Genomic DNA, 17,605 nt, shown 5'->3' on the forward strand with positions numbered 1-17,605 from the left:
ACCTCTCTCAGAGGGCGGTGTCTGCGGGTTTGTGTTTGGGCGGGATCGGCGCCTCAGCCGGGTCAATCCCGTGCTTGATCAAGGCCTTGTGCATATAGCTGCCCCGGCGCGGACGGTTATTCTCGGCTTCTTGCAGACGCGGCTTCATCCGGCGCGCCCACATATGCACCGCATAGGTGTCGTCGGTCAGAAAATCTGCCTCAACATCAAAGCGCGACATGATCATCTTGTTGCGGTCTTTGAACGAGATCGGATAAAACGCCTGTTGCGGCAATGCCTGCGACCATTCCCCGGTTTCCTTCAGAAAATAGGTCAGCGCCGCCGGTCCGGTCAGCCCCCATTCCTGCTCGGAAAAATGCACCGGCTCGCCGCGATCGCGCGCGGCGCGCAACTCGTCTTGTTGCTCGGATTTCAGCCACGGACCAATCGCATAAGGATCGGCCACGAAATCCAGTAATCCCTTAAGCGTCTCTGACTCGTTGGGCAGACGCATCACCGCATTGCACACCAGATGCGGCTTTTCGAGACCAAACACCGAGGGCTGCGCGAAATCAAAGGCGCGCACACATAAGACATCCGCATCCACCCAGATGAAATCTGTCTTTTGCATCAAATGCATGCGCCACAGATCGGCATGAATGGCCGGGCTGCCGGTGCGCTTGTGACGGATGATGTCATCGCCGGGGAAGATGTCGCGCGCATCGCGCAGCGTCACGCCCGCAGGCGCATTCGGGATCAGATTATAGCAATACAGCAGCGTCTCATGCCCGGCATCAACAAAGGATTTAAGACTAAGCTGTTCAAGCCAAGACAGGCGATCCCCGATCCACAAGCTGGCGATAGTGGGCAATTTGGACATGGGCGCCTCAATGATTTTGGGTCTTGATTATGGTTCAATTTCTGCGCGGCGCAGAGCTGAAAAAGGTCAACCCCGCGCGCGCCGCCCCGAGCATAGCCGGAATGTCAGACCAGTCCAGCACTGCCGCGCGGAACACTATAAGCGTGCTTCTTTTTCAACATCTTCGCAGCCGCCCCCTAACGCGCGTCAGCCGCAAAGGCTCAGGCCGCATCATCAAGCGCATAGCGATATCCAATCAGGCGCTCATTCTCCATATTGAGTCGATCCAGCACGAATTGGCGGTCCTCCGGCATAAGCTCGGCATAGCCGCGCAGCCGCCCCTTGCCCTCGACATCGCCGGGCAGTGAGAAATTCGACACATCTTTGTCGACGGGGCGGAACATACGCGCTTTTCTGCGCCGAAAATGCTTGGCGATCTGATCGACGATGGCCTCGGGATTGGCGCGCGCCTCCTCAAAGCGTACGAACATCCAGTTGCGATACAGGTTGCGCACCTTCAACTGGCTGGCCAGCTTCAGATTGCGCAGCTCGACCACATTCTCGATCGGGGCCCCGGTTACGGGATGACGCTCATACATCAGCTCTTGAAAGCGCACCGGCAGATTTTGCTGGTTGGGGAGCAATGCGCCATTGATAACGCCCGACCATTCATGGCGCAAAAAACCCGAGAAATCGACATCGCGATACCAATAGCCAACCTGATGGGGGCTGCGATGCAGGCTTTTGAGCCAGTCAAACACATCGCGCACCACGACCACCGCCAAGGTGCCATCCAGCGCGTAGGGCGGGTTCACAAAGTTATGCTTTTCCCAATTATAGCGCCGCCCCCGCCTGAATTTCGGAAAATTCGAGGTGATCAGGGTTTCAACAAAATTAGTACCAGAACAGCGCTCACCATAAATCTTAAAGGTGGTCAGCGGTGCGTCTGGCGGATCCGAGAACAGCATCCTTTCCTCCTTTCACAGCGCGTGGCCAAGCGCGTGCCGCAACACAGCCTCATCCGTCTGAACAAAGCGAACGCGCTCGGTTCCACACATGATCAACGCGTCTTCGCCTTGCGTGATCAGGCGGGTTTCGCCCAAAACCTGCCAATCCGAAATATCGACCGCCCCGCCGGTGAAACCGATCACCTCTTGGGGCAAACCGGTGCGCAAAAGCCGCAGCGACACCGTGCCATCGGAGTCAATCTCGATGCGGTTGCAGCCGCCGTTGACGATGATCTCGGCTGCGCCTTTGCCGCCGAAAATCTGGTTGGTGCCATCGCCCGTGTGCACCGTGTCGCGCCCCGTGCCACAGCGGATCAGCGCATCGCCCGTGCCGCCATAGACGTCGTTTTCGGCGCGCTGACAATCGATGACATCATAGCCCGAACCACCATAGATCGTGGTATCGCTAAAGCCTGCATCAATGACGTTATCGCCCGCCTGAAGAAAGACCGTCATGGTTTCCTGCGCGGTCTCGATACGGTCATCGCCGCGCCCGCCATAAACGGTCAGGTGGAACCGCTTATGCCCGCCCATAAAGTCCAGATGCGTGCCCAGATCGTTGCAATGCACGTGCAGGCTGTCGGCCCCGTCACCGATATCGCCTGCATAAAACAGCTCACGATAGGCATTGGGCATCTTGACCGTCATGTTCTGACGCGGCCGCAGGAAATAGCGCCGATAGCCGGGAAAATCGGGCATGTCGGGATCGGGCGGCTCAAAGGCGATCTGACCCAAAGTCGGCGGCGTGGCAGGCTGCGCCCCCCCTTCGGTGATCGACACATACAGCGAGGGGCCGGGGCGGCAGTTCTCACCGTCACACAGGCTCATGCCATATTCCGCCGCACTCGCGGCAAGGGCGCGGCGCAGATTGGCGCGCTCGGGGTGATTGGGCGCGATATCGCGCAACTGCCAAGGGTCGGATTTCAAATCGAAAAGCTGCTCGCTACCATCTTGATAGGCGATGTAGCGATAATCGCCCTGTCGGATTGCAGCCGAGCCGAACCAGAAGGTGGGAACGGCTCGCTCGGGCGCGGATACCCCCTCAACCTGCGCCCGCAGAGAGCGCCCCGGACTGCACTGCATCGCCTCCAGCCCGACATAATCCAGCACCGTCTGACCGACATCCAGCAGCGCCACCGGATCCTCAACGACACGACCCTCATCTTGGGAAGGATCATAGATGATCAGCGGCACGCCAGCCGCTTCTTCCCACAGGGTATATTTGCGAAATCGCCCCTTATCGCCCATGTGATAGCCATGATCAGCGGTAATGATGACGATCGTGTTCTTGGCATGCTTTGAGGCCTGCAACGCGTCCCAGACCCGCCCGACATGCCAATCGGCATGGCTATAGCCCGAGAAGTAATTGCGCACCGTCTTGCGCCAAAACTTGTCGTTGGACAGATCCAGATTGGCCGGAAACGCCTGATCGGCAAAAGCATCAGGGTCTTTGCCATCACGCCATTCGGGCGGCATGACAAAGTCTTCCTCGGCATACATTTCCTTGAAACGCGCGGGTGTCTTGAAGGGCGGATGGGGGTTGTGAAACCCGACCTCGCGATAAAAGGGCGCCTCCCCGTCATAGCTGGACAAGAATCTCAGCGCATCTTCGGACGAGAAGTGATCGTAATATTTGCGGTCATCCTTGGGATCGGTGGTGCCCAGCCCCACCAGCGCGCCCCCAAAATTCTGCGCAGGCGCCCCTGATTTCGGGCCGAAATAGCATTTGCGGCTTTCATGGGAATACAGCGCGTCGTGAATTTCGGGCGGGCGCGGACGATAGCCGTGATGCACCTTGCCCGCCGTCGAGCAGTAATACCCCGCCTCTTTCAGCCGGTAAGACCACATCTGATCGGGGCGCAGCATCTCGAAAATTTCGCTGTAATTGTCAAAGATGCCGGTCTGATGCGGAGCCAGCCCCGACAGAAAGCTGGATCGCGACGGGCCACAGACCGGCACCTGACAATAGGCGGCGTGAAAGGCAGTTGCGCGGGCGCAGATCCGGTCGAGATTGGGGGTTTGCAACTGCACCCCAAAGGCGTTGCGAAAGCGCCAGAACGCGAAAGCATCATCCATGCTGATCAGCAAGATATTGGGGCGCTCGAGTTGAGTCACGCGGCGGCCTCCGACAGATCGCTGGGCATGATCGGCAGCCGTCCAGACAGCGCATAGCGATGCAGGCTGCGCCCGGGCTGCAACAGGCTGTCGCGATGCCAGCGCTCGCGCAGTGCACCGTGATTTGCTGGCGCTTCGTCTTGCGCGTTGCGGCGCGTGGCCCCCCAAGCATAGCTCAGCGTCGGCGCGCCCCCTTCGCGCAGGCCATCAAGCGTCAAGATCACCCGCTGGCTTCCGGAACGTGGTGCGTCCAGACGCAGCCCGGTGATCTTCACCGCATTTTCACAGCCGTGCAAAGCAAAACCGTGACGCCCCGCAGGCATGCTTGAGTCAAATTCCAGCGGCCCCATCGTTGCAAATTCCGCAACCAGCTCAGAGCCTTGCATAAAGACCTGCCGCAGCGACGGGCAGAACCACGGCTGTCCGTTCAGCGCCGCATCCACCGCCAGCGCCTCCATTTCATCGACCCAAAGGCGGTCTTGCGGGGCCAGCGTCGCGGCGGTCTCGGGCATGAAACGCAGCATGTAGGTCGGCGTGGCGACCCGCAGGCCCAGAGCGGGCTCGTGAATATCCAGCCGCCCCTCGGCCAAGATCACCTCTGAGCGCCCATCCCAGCGCCCGCCCGGCTTTTGCGAGATCACCGCGATGGGCAGGCTGTCTTGACCCGCCGCCAGCGCAACTTCGCGTTTGAGCGCGGTGATCGCCGCAAGATAGTGGCGCGCGGCCTCCAGTTCCGACAGATCGGGACTGCCCGTCAGCAGATCAAGCGAGATGCGATCAACAAACAGGATCTTGCCCCAATCCAACAGCGTATCGCGCGCGGTCGTGATGCGATCCATCAGCGCATGGATCAAATCTGACCCCGGCGCGGATTCCGCAGCCACGATGCCCGGTTGGCCATGCGAAAACGCAATCACGCTGCGCAAGGCATGGCGCATATTGCGCGCCATGCTCAGCGCACAAACGCCCTGCGCCTCGGCCCCGAACGGTGCGATATCCTGACCCAGCAACTCATCACGCAGGTGATAGTTAAAGCGTTCGGGCAAGGGGCGCGGGATCGCGGTTGCGCCCCCAAACGACACCATGCCCAGCGCCACTTGCGGGGTTTGCGCCAGCGTGACGCCCGCGCGTTCCTCAAACCCCATGACCCGATCGCCATATTGATCTGACAGGTAGCGCAGGCTCTCGCCATGCTGTTCCAACTGCCAGACATTGCCCAACGTGCGCGGCTTGCGCCCCGACCCGAGGGAGGCCGACGCGATGGGCGCTGCGCGTCGTTGCGCGTCACTCAGGCGCAAGGGGGTACTCTCTCGGGGGCGGTCAGGTTCGGGTGGCGGGGGTTCGGTGGCGGGCTGGGGCGCTTGCGCCGCTTGGCTTTGGCGGCGGGCGCGAAACGCCTGCACCATCCGCTCGACACGATGGGCTTTGCCGCGCGCCACCAGATGCTCTTCCATCACCTTGCGATAGAGATAAATGTCCTTGCGCGCCCGCGTGGCTTTGTAAAACCACTGCGGGGTCAGACGCCCCTCGACCGCCTCAAGCATCACCGATTTCAGCAGATCCATCCGGCGCAACACCAGCGCGGTTTTATGACCCTGCCCAAAGGCCTTGAGATGCACGGTCTTGTCTTGAGGAAGTCGTGCGATCTGGTCCAGATCGGGTTTCAAGAACGGATCATAGACCACCCAGACACGCCCCGCCTGCCCCACGGTTAGCGCACTATCCGAGCGCGGCAAGCTCCAATCCTGCGCGCGCCCCTTGTCAAAACGGCGCTCCCACGGGACAAGATCAGCGTTGAGCGTCGATTGCGGGCTGAAGGCGATCACATCACAGCCCGGCGCCAGATCGGCAAAGGCCAGCGCGCCAAAGCCCCCCATCGACGCCCCGGCCATGACAACGCGGGAATAGCGCGCGAAAAATCCCGCATCGCGCAACGCTTCCATCCGCGCAATCAACTGCGCATCGCGATACCAAGTCGGACCCTGAGCGACGATGCCCAGATGGCTCCAGCCCTGCTCGCGGATGAATTTTTCGGCCCAGGGGCGGATATCATAGCCCGGATAGCCCGCATCCGAGAGATTATCAAAGGTGACAACCAGACAATCAGGCGCGCGCGCGATATGAATAAGCGCATGAGCGCCAAGCTTTTCGTAAAACCCGTCGCGCGGTCCGGCTGGAAAAATTTCGCGATACCATTCCGGTAGAAGATCCCGCTCGGCGTCGGGGGCACCATCCTGCGAGGGGGTCGCATCGGGGACGCTGTCTTCCTCGAAATCGTCGGCCATTCACTGAGCCTCTTGTTTTTGCTGCTGCCGATTGAGGTCTGGCATTTTTTGCGACTCTAGGCAATTATTTTGCCACGATTTCGGAATTACATAACCGACTTATAGTGTTAGTTTGACCGCTGTATGAGGTTCAAAACAAACGCTTAGCCTTAAGGCCCAGAATGACCGCAGCAGAGACCGAAAAACAAAACCGGGCAGAGGCTTGGCGCGAGACACTTTTGGCAGCTGCCCGCGAAAAGGGCTTTTTCGAAGACGTCGGGGACATGCACAAGGCGATCTTCATCCCGGCAGAGGGCGCGGCAGCCAAAACGCTTGTGGTGGTGTTTGATAACCTTGATGACGTGCGCCAAAAGACAGATCGCTTGCCTTGGGCAGTGGATTTCATCTCCTCGCAGGGCTGGTCATCGCTGGGCTTCATGGCGCATGGCCCAACCTGGTATCGCGACGATGCGGTGCTGGATTACTTCGACCGATTGCAGGCGCAAGGCTTCTTCAAGAAATTCAAACGCGTAGTGTTTTATGGCACCTCGATGGGGGGCTATGCGGCCTGCGCCTTCTCAGCCGCCGTGCCCGGTGCGACCGTGGTGGCGATCAACCCGCAATCCACATTGGCGCGTGAAGATGCCGCTTGGGAGCATCGCTTTCGCCCGGTCTGGCATCGCAATTTCTCGGGGCGCTATGGCTTTGCGCCCGACATGGTCGCCAATGCCAAGAAGGTCTGGCTGTTTTATGACAGCCGCATCGCCGGGGACGCCGCCCATGTCGCCCTGTTCAGCGGCGCGCAAATCGAAAAGATCAAATGCCCGTTCATGGGGCATGGGATGCTGTCGGTCTGGCGCGATATGGGCATTTTGAAACCCATCGTTTCCTCCTGTATCGAGGGACGTGCGACGCGCGAAAGCATTGCGCAACTGATGCGCAACCGACACAGCTCGCTGGCCTATAAACGCGCGGTTCTCAGCTATCTGCAAAAGAAAGGCCGCCATGCTTGGGTGGTGCGCTGGGCGGATGCGGTGATGCGTGAACGCCGGGGCCCGGTCTTTGTGAAGGCGCGCAGCGAGGCGCTTGCCGCCCTTGGGCCGCGCGCAATACGGCTGATCAAATCATGAGCGAGACGCAGCAACACACGGGCTGCTGCGGTGGCACCGCACGTACGCAGTCCAACGCCCGGTCGCAGCCCAAAAGCGTTGCGCCTCAAACCATCGCCCCACAGGCTGCCTCTGCTGATTTGCGCGCCCAAATCACCCAAGGCATGCGCGCGATCCCCGGCGGGCTGTTTGAAATGGGCACCGATCACGGGCGCTACCCGGCGGATCTGGATGGCCCGGCGCGTCAGGTCCGGGTTTCGCCCTTCGTGATCGGCGCGCAAGCGGTCACCAATGATCTGTTCGCCCAGTTCGTGGCCGAGACCGGCTATGTCACCGTGGCCGAGCGCGAGGGATGGTCTTTCGTGTTTCACACTTTCGCACCGGGTCAGGGCAAAGGCTTGCGCGGCCCGATTGAAGCGCCTTGGTGGCGCGCCGTGCCCGGGGCCGACTGGCGCCACCCAGACGGGCCAAAGTCCGATATCGCGGCGCGCGGGGATCATCCCGTAACCCATGTCAGCTGGGACGATGCCGTTGCCTTTTGCACCCATACCGCCACTCGCCTGCCCAGCGAGGCCGAATGGGAATGTGCCGCGCGCGGCGGGCTGGATCGCGCGCGCTTCCCTTGGGGCGATGAGATGCTGCCCGAGGGCGCGCATCGTCACAATGTCTGGCAGGGGCATTTCCCCGGCGAGAACACCGCGCTTGACGGCTATATCGGCACTGCTCCCGCCAACGCCTTCGCGCCAAATGGCTATGGGTTATTCAACATGACGGGCAATACTTGGGAGTGGTGCGCGGACTGGTTTGGCCCGCTACCCCATGCCCGGATGCCGCCCTTGCGCGACCCCAAAGGCGCCGCCTCTGGCCCCGGCCGGGTGATGCGCGGCGGCTCTCATCTGTGCCACGCTTCCTATTGCGAGCGCTATTTCGTACATTCGCGCACCCATAACACCCCCGACAGCTCTACCGGCCATATCGGCTTTCGCGTTGCCGCCAACGAAGGTTTTTTGCATGACTGAATCCACTCTCAACGCCCATCAGATTGCCTGGGCCAGCCAGCTCGAAGAGATCGGTGACGAGCATGGGTTTTATCGCGCCCTCGACCCCGAGCACAAAGCGCTGTTCGTCAAAGGCGATGACACGCTTGTGGTCACCTTCGACAATCTCGACGATGCCCGCCAGAAGGTCGAGGATCGCCTGCCTTGGGGGGTGAAATTCATCAATTCGCAGGGCTGGTCGGCGCTTGGCGTGGCCGCGCATGGCTGGACTTGGTATCGCGCCGAGGCGGTGCATGACTTCTTTGACCAGCTCAAGGCCGAGCGGTTTTTCGACCGCTTCAAACAGGTGGTTTTCTACGGCGCATCAATGGCAGGCTATGCGGCGGCGGCGTTTTCATCCGCCGCACCCGGTGCCAAAGTGATCGCGCTCTCTCCACAAGCGACGCTGGATCGCGATCTCACGGGGGGCTGGGAAAATCGCTTTCGGCTGGCATGGCGGCGCGATTTCAACAGCCGCTATGGCTATGCCCCCAATGAGGTGCGTACCGCCCAAAAAATGTGGTTATTCTACGACCCGCTCAGCCGCGAAGATGCGGTGCATGCCGCGCTGTTTCGCAGCCCCAACGTGACCCGAATTCGCTGCCGTCATTTCGGCCATAATATGGGGTCGGTGATGAATTTGATGGGCGCGCTCAAGCCGATCACCCAAGGCTGTGTGACGGACGATCTGGATGAGGCCGGTATCTACAAGTTGTTGCGCGCGCGCCGCCACCTGCCGCTTTACCAAAAACAGATCTTGCAGCAGATCACCGCGAAAAAGCGCCCCTTGCTGACTTATCACTATGCGCGTGCGGTGCTGGACAATTCATATCCCAAGGCACGCCCGCATTTCCTGCGTCAGGTCAACACCATCGCCAAGCAGCTTGATCTGGCGCCCTACGCCCCACCCGAAAACTGAACGACCCGCTAGGATCGTTCAGTATTAACGGTTGAGAGCCTGCTTATTTCGCGGCCCCACGATGAGGCTTGCGCGGGCCTGACGGCTTACCCTTAGGCTTGGCGCTATATTTCGCCTTGGGTTTGCCCGCTGGTTTCCCATCGGGTTTGCCCTTGGCCGCTTTCGGCTTGCCGAATTTGCCTTTGCCCGCCGGATCGCCGCCAGCAGCTTTGTCGAACTTCGGTTCAGGCGCGGTTTCGGGCTGCCAAGGCGCGCGTTTTTCACGCGCAGGCTTGCCCGCGGCGTCCCCATCGCGGGGCGCGTTGAATTTTGGCTTCGGGCCGGTGCGCGGTTTGCGCGGCGCATTGGAGTCATCAAAACTGCGTCCGCCCTGCGGCGGGCCACCCCGGCCTGCTGGGGCCAGTTGCGGCGGCGCATCCAACTGGCGCGCCTTCACGCCCTCTTCCAGTTCGCCATTCGACCCAAGGGCCGCATTGAAACCCGCCACATAGGCTTGCGACAGCTCGACAAAGGTCTCGGTTTTCTGCACGCGGATCGCGCCGATGCCGTCCTTTTCGATATTGCCCGCGCGGCACAAAAGCGGCAGCAGCCAGCGCGCCTCGGCACGGTCATCATGACCGACCGACAGAGCAAACCATGTGCTCGGGCCAAAGGGCTTGCGATCGCGGGCCGGGGCCTTGGCATCGGGCGCCATCAGCTCTTCGGGGGCGCATTTCTGCGCGCGATACAGGCGCAGACAGGCGGCGGCGATCTCGATGGGCGAATGCTGAGCCAGCAAACGCTCGGCGAAATCGGCCTGATCGGCAGAAGGCACCGCATCCCAAGCCGGATCGGCCAACAGATTATCCTCATCGCGGCGCAAAATATCTTCGGCGCGCGGCGCGGTGGTCCATTCGGCTTTGATCTTGGCAAATTGCAACAGGCGCTCGGCTTTTTTGGTCGCGCGCGGCGGCACGATCAGCGCCGAAATCCCCTTGCGCCCTGCACGGCCCGTGCGGCCCGAACGGTGCAGCAAGCCTTCGGTGTTGACCGGCAGATCGGCATGGATCACGAGGTTCAAATTCGGCAGATCGATCCCGCGTGCAGCCACATCGGTGGCCACACAAACACGCGCACGCCCGTCGCGCATCGCCTGCAAAGCATGGGTGCGCTCGGTCTGACTTAGTTCACCCGACAGGGTCACCACGGCCAAGCCCCGGTTGCCCAAACGCGCCGTCAAATGGTTCACCGCCGCACGGGTATTGGCGAAAACAATCGCGCTTTCTCCGTCGTGATAGCGCAGCAGATTGATGATCGCATGTTCGCTATCGGTCGGGCCGACGCGGATCGCCTGATAGGCAATATCGGCGTGCTGACTTGCGCCGCCCAGCGTGTTGATGCGCTTGGCGTTGCGCTGGAATTTTTCGGCCAGCTTGGCAATCGGCGGCGAGACGGTCGCAGAAAACAGCAGCGTGCGACGTTCTTCCGGGGCATCGGCAAGGATGAATTCCAGATCCTCGCGAAAGCCCAGATCCAGCATCTCGTCGGCCTCATCCAGCACCACAGCCCGCGCATCGCTCAGATCAAGCGAGCCACGACGGATGTGATCGCTCAGACGGCCCGGCGTGCCCACGACGATATGGGCGCCACGCTCCAGCGCACGGCGTTCGTCGCGCATATCCATGCCGCCAACGCAGGAGGTCACCCGCGCACCGGTCTTGGCGTAAAGCCAACTCAGCTCGCGCATGACCTGAAAGGCCAGCTCGCGCGTCGGAGCGACGACCAGCGCCAACGGCAACGCCGCCGGCCCCATCCGCATCTCATCGCCCATCAAGGTGGGCGCAATCGCAAGGCCAAAGCCCACGGTTTTCCCCGATCCGGTCTGCGCCGAAACCAGCAGGTCAGACTGCGTCAGAGCGGGGTCAGTCACCGCTTCCTGCACAGGGGTCAATTTGTCATAGCCACGCTCGGCGAGCGCTTCGGTAAGGGGAGAGATCATGATAGGTGGGGTCCGTGGAATTGCGGCAAGGGCGCGTCAGATGCACCGCCGAAGCCGCGCAAGATCAGGTCCAATATAGGCTGCAGGCGCAAATGTATACAGCCAATTCGCCGCACAATGGCAAACTCGGCGGTTTTTTACGCCAATTTTACTGCGCCAAGGCCTCTTGAACCGCCAGTTCCGCCATTTGCACAATCGCGTCACGGCTGTTTGCCACCGCGATGAAACGGCCATTATGGCAGAACTTCGCACCGCTTACGCCACTGGCAGCCTCAAGCGCTGCGTCCGTCAGTCCCGCCCATGCGGCGGGCAGGTCGGCGCGGGTGACAAACGTGTCTTCGCCCGTGCGGATCGTGCCCAGCGCCCAATCGGTGCCGCGCGGATGGACCACGAACAGCAGATGATCGGCCCCCGCCTGCTCCACGCCAGAGCGAAACGGCATGCCCATCGGCAATTCCAGAATGCGCCCTGCCCCGGCGGCGTCGATTGCCGCCATGACCATCGACTCAGCGCGGAATTTAGCGGCTTTGCGCTTGATCTGGGCCTCGACGAAGGCACGCGCCACCGACAGCGCAGCGCTAAAGGCGCGATCATCCGCACCCTCCTCACGATCATCAAACACCGGTTTAAGGCTTTCCAGCAGCACCGGCAGCGTCAGTCCCGCAAAGAGTGGCCCCGCCTCAGCCGCATTCACAGCACCATTATCAAGCAGATCGACCGGCAGTACGAAGCCGCGATCAAACGAGGCGTGGGTCGCCTCAATATCGCGCTCGGGCACATCCATCGCGCGCAAATAGTCCTGACCATATTGCGCCCAGATCAGGCCGAACGAGCTATAGGGCTGGCCGTCTTCGCGCAGCGGATTGGGGCGCTGATGATGGTCGAAAATCTGCAATGCGGCATCAAACTGACCGCCCACATCATAGATAATGCGATCTTTCGCAGGTGTGATCCACGCCACGTCGCGACTGCGCACGATCTCAGCCTTCGGGAAAAGCCGCGTCAGAACGACCGAGGACAAAAGTTCATCCGCATGAAAGCCGCCGGAATGGGTCACAAGATGGGAGATGGTCATAGGCGGCCTCAAAGGAAAGGGGCGACCGCTGGGCCGCCCTTGAAAGCGTTGAAAGTTTGGCGATATCGCAAGAAGCGTGGTGCGTTCAATGCGTCCAGTTCGCGCGGCGATCCGAGGCGAAATTCTCGCCATAGCCACGCGGGCGGATATTGGCGGCGCGTCCATGGGGTTCGGTGACGACATAGTCGAGACCGTTCTCCTTGGCGTAATCTTCCGCCGCCTCACGGGTCTCAAAGCGCAAGCGCACCTGTGATTGCGTGTCATCCGACGAGGTCCAGCCCATCAGAGGGTCAATCTCACGCGAGTCAACGGGCACATAATCGAGAACCCATTTTTTGGTCTTGCCAATGCCCGATTGCATGGCGTTGCGGGCGGGCTGATAAATGCGTGCGCGCATGGGCAAACTCCTGTGCGATGCTTTCCCACCGTCTTAGTGCATCCAAGCGAAATCGCAAGCCCCGGATCGCAGGCCAACCCCGGATCGGAACCGGGTATTTCAAAGCAGAAGGGTGTCTGTCGGCCGACTTGGGGAGCGAGGGGTGGGGTGATGCGTCGGCCGACAGATCTATGCTGCTTGCCTGAACATAATGCGAACACCCCATCGATTCAGCAAGGAAAATATCCACCTAAGGCATTGGTTTAATGATACAATTATATCGAAACTCTTAACCTTGTGTTTACACATTCCACAACCCCTTGAATGCGAACGAAAAGAGGACAACTTTAGGGACAGCCAAAGGATGCCGCGATGCCCCACAATACCACCGATCAACCCAAGCCGCGCCCCGAGGTGCTGACTCGCCCCAAGCTTGAGGGCGGCAAGCGGTTCGTATTGCATACGGCATTTTCGGCCGCTGGCGACCAGCCCACCGCGATCGCCGAACTCGCAAAAGGCGTGCAAGAGGGCGAGCGTGATCAGGTGTTGCTGGGCGCAACGGGCACGGGCAAGACCTTTACCATGGCCAAGGTGATCGAACAGACCCAGCGCCCTGCCATCATTCTCGCCCCGAACAAGACCTTGGCGGCGCAATTATATGGCGAATTCAAAAGCTTCTTTCCCGAGAACTCGGTCGAATATTTCGTATCTTTCTATGACTATTACCAACCCGAAGCCTATGTCGCGCGCTCGGACACCTACATTGAAAAAGAAAGCCAGATCAACGAACAGATCGACCGGATGCGCCACTCGGCCACGCGGGCGCTGCTGGAACGCGACGATGTGATTATCGTGGCCTCGGTGAGTTGCATTTACGGGATCGGCTCGGTCGAGACCTATTCGGCAATGACCCAGGATATGAAGATCGGCGATCTGATCGAGCAGCGCCAATTCATCGGCGAATTGGTGACCCAGCAATATAAGCGTCTTGATGCTGCGTTTCAGCGCGGCGCGTTTCGCGTCAAGGGCGACACGGTCGATCTGTGGCCCGCCCACCTCGAAGATCGCGCATGGCGCTTTAGCTTTTTCGGTGAAGAACTTGAATCGATTACGGAATTCGACCCGCTTACGGGTCAGAAAACCAACAGCTTTGAGCAGATCCGGATCTATGCCAACAGCCACTATGTGACGCCCCGCCCGACCTTGCAGCAAGCCACCAAAAGCATCCGCGTGGAGCTGACGCAACGCCTCAAACAGCTCAATGACGAGGGCAAATTGCTGGAAGCGCAGCGGCTGGAGCAGCGCACGAATTTCGACATCGAAATGCTGGAAGCGACCGGCGTGTGCAACGGGATTGAGAACTATTCGCGCTATCTCACAGGGCGCGCCCCCGGCGAGCCGCCGCCGACCCTGTTTGAGTTCATCCCCGACAATGCTATTGTTTTTACGGATGAATCTCATGTCACCGTGCCCCAGATCGGGGGCATGTATCGCGGCGACTATCGGCGCAAATTCACGCTGGCCGAACATGGGTTCCGCCTGCCGTCCTGCATGGATAACCGCCCGCTGAAGTTCGAGGAATGGGATGCGATGCGCTCGCAATCGGTCTTTGTTTCGGCCACCCCGTCGAAATGGGAGCTGGAGCAAACGGGCGGCGTCTTTACCGAGCAGGTGATCCGCCCGACCGGCCTGATTGACCCGATGATCGAGATCCGTCCGGTCGAGACGCAGGTCGATGATGTGCTCGACGAAATCCGCAAGGTTTCGGCCAAGGGGTTCCGCACTCTGGTCACCACATTGACCAAACGCATGGCCGAAGATCTTACAGAATATCTACATGAACAGGGGGTGCGGGTGCGCTATATGCACTCCGATATTGACACAATCGAACGTATCGAGATTTTGCGCGATCTGCGACTCGGGGCGTTTGACGTGCTGATCGGGATCAACCTGCTGCGCGAGGGTTTGGACATTCCCGAATGCGGATTGGTCGCGATCTTGGATGCCGATAAAGAAGGGTTCCTGCGCTCGGAAACGTCGCTCATTCAGACGATCGGTCGGGCGGCGCGCAACTCGGAGGGCCGGGTGATCATGTATGCCGACCGGATCACCGGCAGCATGCAGCGTGCAATGGATGAAACCGATCGCCGCCGCGCCAAACAGGTCGCGTATAACATCGAACACGGCATCACGCCCGAGACCATCAAGAAGAATGTCGAGGACGTTCTGGCGGGCCTCTATCAGGGCGACACGGATATGTCGCGCGTCACCGCAAAAGTTGAAAATGTGAAAATTGGGGCCAATCTTGATGCCCATTTGCACGATCTCAGGTTGAAAATGCGCAAGGCCGCCGAGAACCTCGAATTCGAGGAAGCAGCCCGGTTGCGCGACGAGGTCAAGCGTTTGGAGGCGGTGGACCTCGCGATTCACGACGACCCGCTGGCGCGCCAATCCGCCGTCGAAGCCGCGAGCGAAGCGGCGGTGAAGGCCAGCGGTCGGTCCACGGCCGGGCGACCGGGGCAGCGTGGGGGTGTGAAGCGGCGGAAGGGGCGTTAAGCCGCTTCTTTCAGCGGCTCCTGAAGCGAGGCGGAAAGAATGACATCGCCATCGCGCCAGCACCCCTTGATCAGCAGATCGCGTGTCTTGAGGATGGGATAGGTCTCGACCCAGTCCCGGTAGCGGTCATTGGTGACAATGCGCGCGGGAAGGCCAAGCGCCTTTGAAAAACTCTGCTCTCTGCGATATTTTTGCGAAATCAGATAGCCTGCATTTGCATCAAACCAGACCAGAGGCGTCACCCCTGCACCACCAGCGCCCTGAGCGGAGACAGGTCGGGCGTCTCGGTGCGCTAATACAGCACGTTTGAGCCATCTATCAAAACGTATCGCTGCGCCCCACCCCTGCCCGTGGCAATTCACAGAACAACGACAAGAGCGATCAGCGCCACACCCATTGCGGCCAACGTAATTGGACTGGAAAAAAGCGCAGACAAAATTCACCTCATCAGAAATTTCGTCCAGACTGGCTAGACGGAAAATCTGGCAAAGTTTTGATGCTTCACTCCGTCACCGTCAGCCCCAACATCCGCCAGGCCTGCATCCCACCGCGATAATAGTAGATTTTCTCCGCCGGATAACCCGCCTCGATCATGCGGCGCGCGGCGGTGGGGGATTGGCCGCACCACGCGCCATTACAATAAAGCGCGACTGATTTCACCGCCTCGCCCGAACAGTCGAAACCGTCGAAGTCGGGTTCGCATCCCAGCTCTCCCAAACGATCTGCAGCCTCGGTATAGGGCACGTTGATCGCACCGGGAATCGCGCCGCCTTCAAAGTCACGACGCACCCGACCGTCGACCACCACCACATTGGGATCATTGAGAAATTGCATGATTTCCAACTCGCCAATCGGTGTCACACCGGGCGCGGGCACCATCGGTTGAATGCAGAAACTCGGGCAAGGACGTGAGGTGCGCGCCCATTCACCCGACAGCATATTGGCATTGTCCTGATTGCGCGAAATCTCGACCGGGCCAGACGCCGTCTGCACCGTGACAGACATCACGTCGGGGCGAATATTGACCGGATCGGCAAACGCAGGTGTGGCGCAGACCAACGCCGCAAACAAAATGGCACGCATTGTTTTCTCCCTTTTCTACATCATAGCATAGATTTGCACCTCTTGTCGCGCGATGCGCGGGCGGCTAGCCATGGCAGTATGACCGACGCTTTCATCCTTGGGGCCGCCGTTTGGCCCGGCGGGCAGCCCTCGCCCACGCTGAAACGACGAGTGCGCCACGGGGCTGAGCTGTATCACGCAGGCGCGGTCCAGCGGCTTATCTGCTGTGGCGGACTTGGAAAACACCCGCCCAGCGAGGCCGAGGCGATGGTGCAGCTCTTGCGCGCGCAGGGCGTGCCTGAGACCGCGCTTTTGCGCGAGGATCGCTCGACCTCGACACGCGAGAACATCGCCTTTGGCTTGGAGGTAAGCGGCGCGCAGGGCACGATTGTGCTGGTCACCGATTGCTATCACGCCCCGCGCGCCCGCGCGGTGGCGCGCGCCCTTGGGGTCAACGCGCGCTCATCCTGCCCGGCGCATAAAACAAGCCCCCGCACATGGTTGCGCGAGGGCGGAGCTTGGCTGAAATTTCTTTGGTGGCGGGGGTTTAGACGTTAATCAAGGATCAGCTTTCCGATCACCAAAACGACAGCAGCCCCAACCAAAGCCATCGCGATAATTGCCAGCAAGCCACCTGCTGCAAGCACCGCACCGCCCAAAATCGCAACGATGAACGGCGTAACAAGCGCGCCCAGCACGCCAATCGCCAAATAGGCACCGCGATGACGCCCGCCCGCAACAAGGCTGGCCAACCAACCCGCCAAAAGCCCTGCGAGCACCAAAAGGATAAAGCCGATCACGCCGATGGTTTGAAGAACGTCTTCCATGTCTCTCTCCGGGTTGTCTTTTGACATATTAACGCTGAGCGTGCGGCGCAGGTTCCGTCGGCTCAAGCGCGATCAGTAATTGGCGGCCACCTCATACATCACCGGCTCAAAGCTGCGGCACAGCGTATTGATGTAGCGGTTGCGCGCTATCATTTCCGGGCTGCGCAGCATCGCCTGATAATCGCCCCGCTCGCGCCATTTCGAATAGGTCGCAATCCGGGTCTGGGCATCATTCATATGCAGCCCCGCACCGATGAAACCGGGCGCTTTCGAGATCACCTCGCTATAGGCCGATTGCAGTTTTTCCATCAATTCCGAGGCCGTCGCCGGCGTCATCTCGAAGGTGCAAATCACAGTTTGGCCGCTGAAATCACTGGTAATTTCTGTCATGAACGATCCTCCTTAGGGTAGAATTGCACAGATCGGCGCAAAAATCATCGCC

16 protein-coding genes are annotated in these 17,605 nt (G+C 60.2%); 5 read left to right on the plus strand and 11 right to left on the minus strand.

Going from position 1 to position 17,605, the window contains the following annotated elements; genetic code table 11:
* Positions 1 to 7: 7 nt before the first annotated feature.
* From QZ571_RS11125 to QZ571_RS11140, 4 genes are all read right to left on the minus strand, one after another.
* A complete protein-coding gene (locus QZ571_RS11125) occupies positions 8 to 859 on the minus strand; it encodes a hypothetical protein (RefSeq protein WP_295534553.1) in 852 nt (283 codons plus the stop codon).
* A gap of 200 nt (positions 860 to 1,059) precedes the next feature.
* Entirely contained in the window at positions 1,060 to 1,806 is a 747-nt protein-coding gene (locus QZ571_RS11130) for a hypothetical protein (protein WP_295534556.1), read from the minus strand.
* 12 nt (positions 1,807 to 1,818) lie between these two features.
* A complete protein-coding gene (locus QZ571_RS11135) occupies positions 1,819 to 3,960 on the minus strand; it encodes a sulfatase-like hydrolase/transferase (RefSeq protein WP_295534560.1) in 2,142 nt (713 codons plus the stop codon).
* Positions 3,957 to 6,245 (minus strand): hypothetical protein, encoded by a 2,289-nt coding sequence (locus QZ571_RS11140; protein WP_295534563.1) that lies wholly within the window; start codon positions 6,243 to 6,245, stop codon positions 3,957 to 3,959. The genes QZ571_RS11135 and QZ571_RS11140 overlap by 4 nt, the downstream gene beginning before the upstream one ends.
* A gap of 161 nt (positions 6,246 to 6,406) precedes the next feature.
* Here QZ571_RS11140 and QZ571_RS11145 point away from each other — a divergent pair, with 161 nt between their 5' ends.
* From QZ571_RS11145 to QZ571_RS11155, 3 genes are read left to right on the plus strand one after another with little or no spacing between them, the layout of a single operon-like run.
* Entirely contained in the window at positions 6,407 to 7,354 is a 948-nt protein-coding gene (locus tag QZ571_RS11145; RefSeq protein ID WP_295534566.1) for an alpha/beta fold hydrolase, read from the plus strand.
* Positions 7,351 to 8,352: a formylglycine-generating enzyme family protein gene (locus QZ571_RS11150; protein ID WP_295534569.1), complete on the plus strand. Its 1,002-nt coding sequence runs from the start codon at positions 7,351 to 7,353 to the stop codon at positions 8,350 to 8,352. The genes QZ571_RS11145 and QZ571_RS11150 overlap by 4 nt, the downstream gene beginning before the upstream one ends.
* Positions 8,345 to 9,289, plus strand: a complete 945-nt coding sequence (locus QZ571_RS11155; protein WP_295534571.1) for a phosphoadenosine phosphosulfate reductase — start codon at positions 8,345 to 8,347, stop codon at positions 9,287 to 9,289. Before QZ571_RS11150 ends, QZ571_RS11155 begins: the two co-directional genes overlap by 8 nt.
* Positions 9,290 to 9,332: 43 nt before the next feature.
* On the opposite strand, the gene QZ571_RS11160 is transcribed toward QZ571_RS11155, so the two are convergent.
* From QZ571_RS11160 to QZ571_RS11170, 3 genes are all read right to left on the minus strand, one after another.
* The gene (locus tag QZ571_RS11160; RefSeq protein WP_295534573.1) at positions 9,333 to 11,267 is read right to left on the minus strand and encodes a DEAD/DEAH box helicase; all 1,935 of its coding nucleotides are present in this window, start codon (positions 11,265 to 11,267) and stop codon (positions 9,333 to 9,335) included.
* A 148-nt stretch (positions 11,268 to 11,415) separates the two neighbouring features.
* Positions 11,416 to 12,525: an MYG1 family protein gene (locus tag QZ571_RS11165; RefSeq protein ID WP_366929953.1), complete on the minus strand. Its 1,110-nt coding sequence runs from the start codon at positions 12,523 to 12,525 to the stop codon at positions 11,416 to 11,418.
* Positions 12,428 to 12,739, minus strand: coding sequence for an ETC complex I subunit (locus QZ571_RS11170; protein ID WP_295534577.1), 312 nt, complete (start codon positions 12,737 to 12,739; stop codon positions 12,428 to 12,430). The genes QZ571_RS11165 and QZ571_RS11170 overlap by 98 nt, the downstream gene beginning before the upstream one ends.
* A 351-nt stretch (positions 12,740 to 13,090) precedes the next feature.
* Between QZ571_RS11170 and uvrB the strand changes: the two genes are divergently transcribed.
* Positions 13,091 to 15,274 carry an excinuclease ABC subunit UvrB gene (uvrB, locus tag QZ571_RS11175; RefSeq protein WP_295534580.1) on the plus strand — a complete coding sequence of 728 codons (2,184 nt, stop codon included), beginning with the start codon at positions 13,091 to 13,093 and terminating at the stop codon, positions 15,272 to 15,274.
* On the opposite strand, the gene QZ571_RS11180 is transcribed toward uvrB, so the two are convergent.
* Positions 15,271 to 15,516 carry a hypothetical protein gene (locus QZ571_RS11180; RefSeq protein WP_295534583.1) on the minus strand — a complete coding sequence of 82 codons (246 nt, stop codon included), beginning with the start codon at positions 15,514 to 15,516 and terminating at the stop codon, positions 15,271 to 15,273. The genes uvrB and QZ571_RS11180 overlap by 4 nt on opposite strands.
* A gap of 259 nt (positions 15,517 to 15,775) precedes the next feature.
* Positions 15,776 to 16,357 (minus strand): rhodanese-like domain-containing protein, encoded by a 582-nt coding sequence (locus QZ571_RS11185; protein WP_295534585.1) that lies wholly within the window; start codon positions 16,355 to 16,357, stop codon positions 15,776 to 15,778.
* Between the two features lie 78 nt (positions 16,358 to 16,435).
* Between QZ571_RS11185 and QZ571_RS11190 the strand changes: the two genes are divergently transcribed.
* Positions 16,436 to 16,894, plus strand: coding sequence for a YdcF family protein (locus tag QZ571_RS11190; protein WP_295534588.1), 459 nt, complete (start codon positions 16,436 to 16,438; stop codon positions 16,892 to 16,894).
* Here QZ571_RS11190 and QZ571_RS11195 read toward each other — a convergent pair.
* Both QZ571_RS11195 and QZ571_RS11200 read right to left on the minus strand, forming a co-directional pair.
* On the minus strand, positions 16,891 to 17,163 hold the full coding sequence (locus tag QZ571_RS11195) for a GlsB/YeaQ/YmgE family stress response membrane protein (protein ID WP_295534590.1): 273 nt from the start codon (positions 17,161 to 17,163) through the stop codon (positions 16,891 to 16,893). The genes QZ571_RS11190 and QZ571_RS11195 overlap by 4 nt on opposite strands.
* Positions 17,164 to 17,235: 72 nt before the next feature.
* A complete protein-coding gene (locus tag QZ571_RS11200; protein ID WP_295534592.1) occupies positions 17,236 to 17,553 on the minus strand; it encodes an antibiotic biosynthesis monooxygenase in 318 nt (105 codons plus the stop codon).
* Positions 17,554 to 17,605: the final 52 nt, after the last annotated feature.

Source organism: uncultured Thioclava sp., assembly GCF_913064665.1.
In the GTDB taxonomy this organism is placed as follows: domain Bacteria; phylum Pseudomonadota; class Alphaproteobacteria; order Rhodobacterales; family Rhodobacteraceae; genus Thioclava; species Thioclava arctica.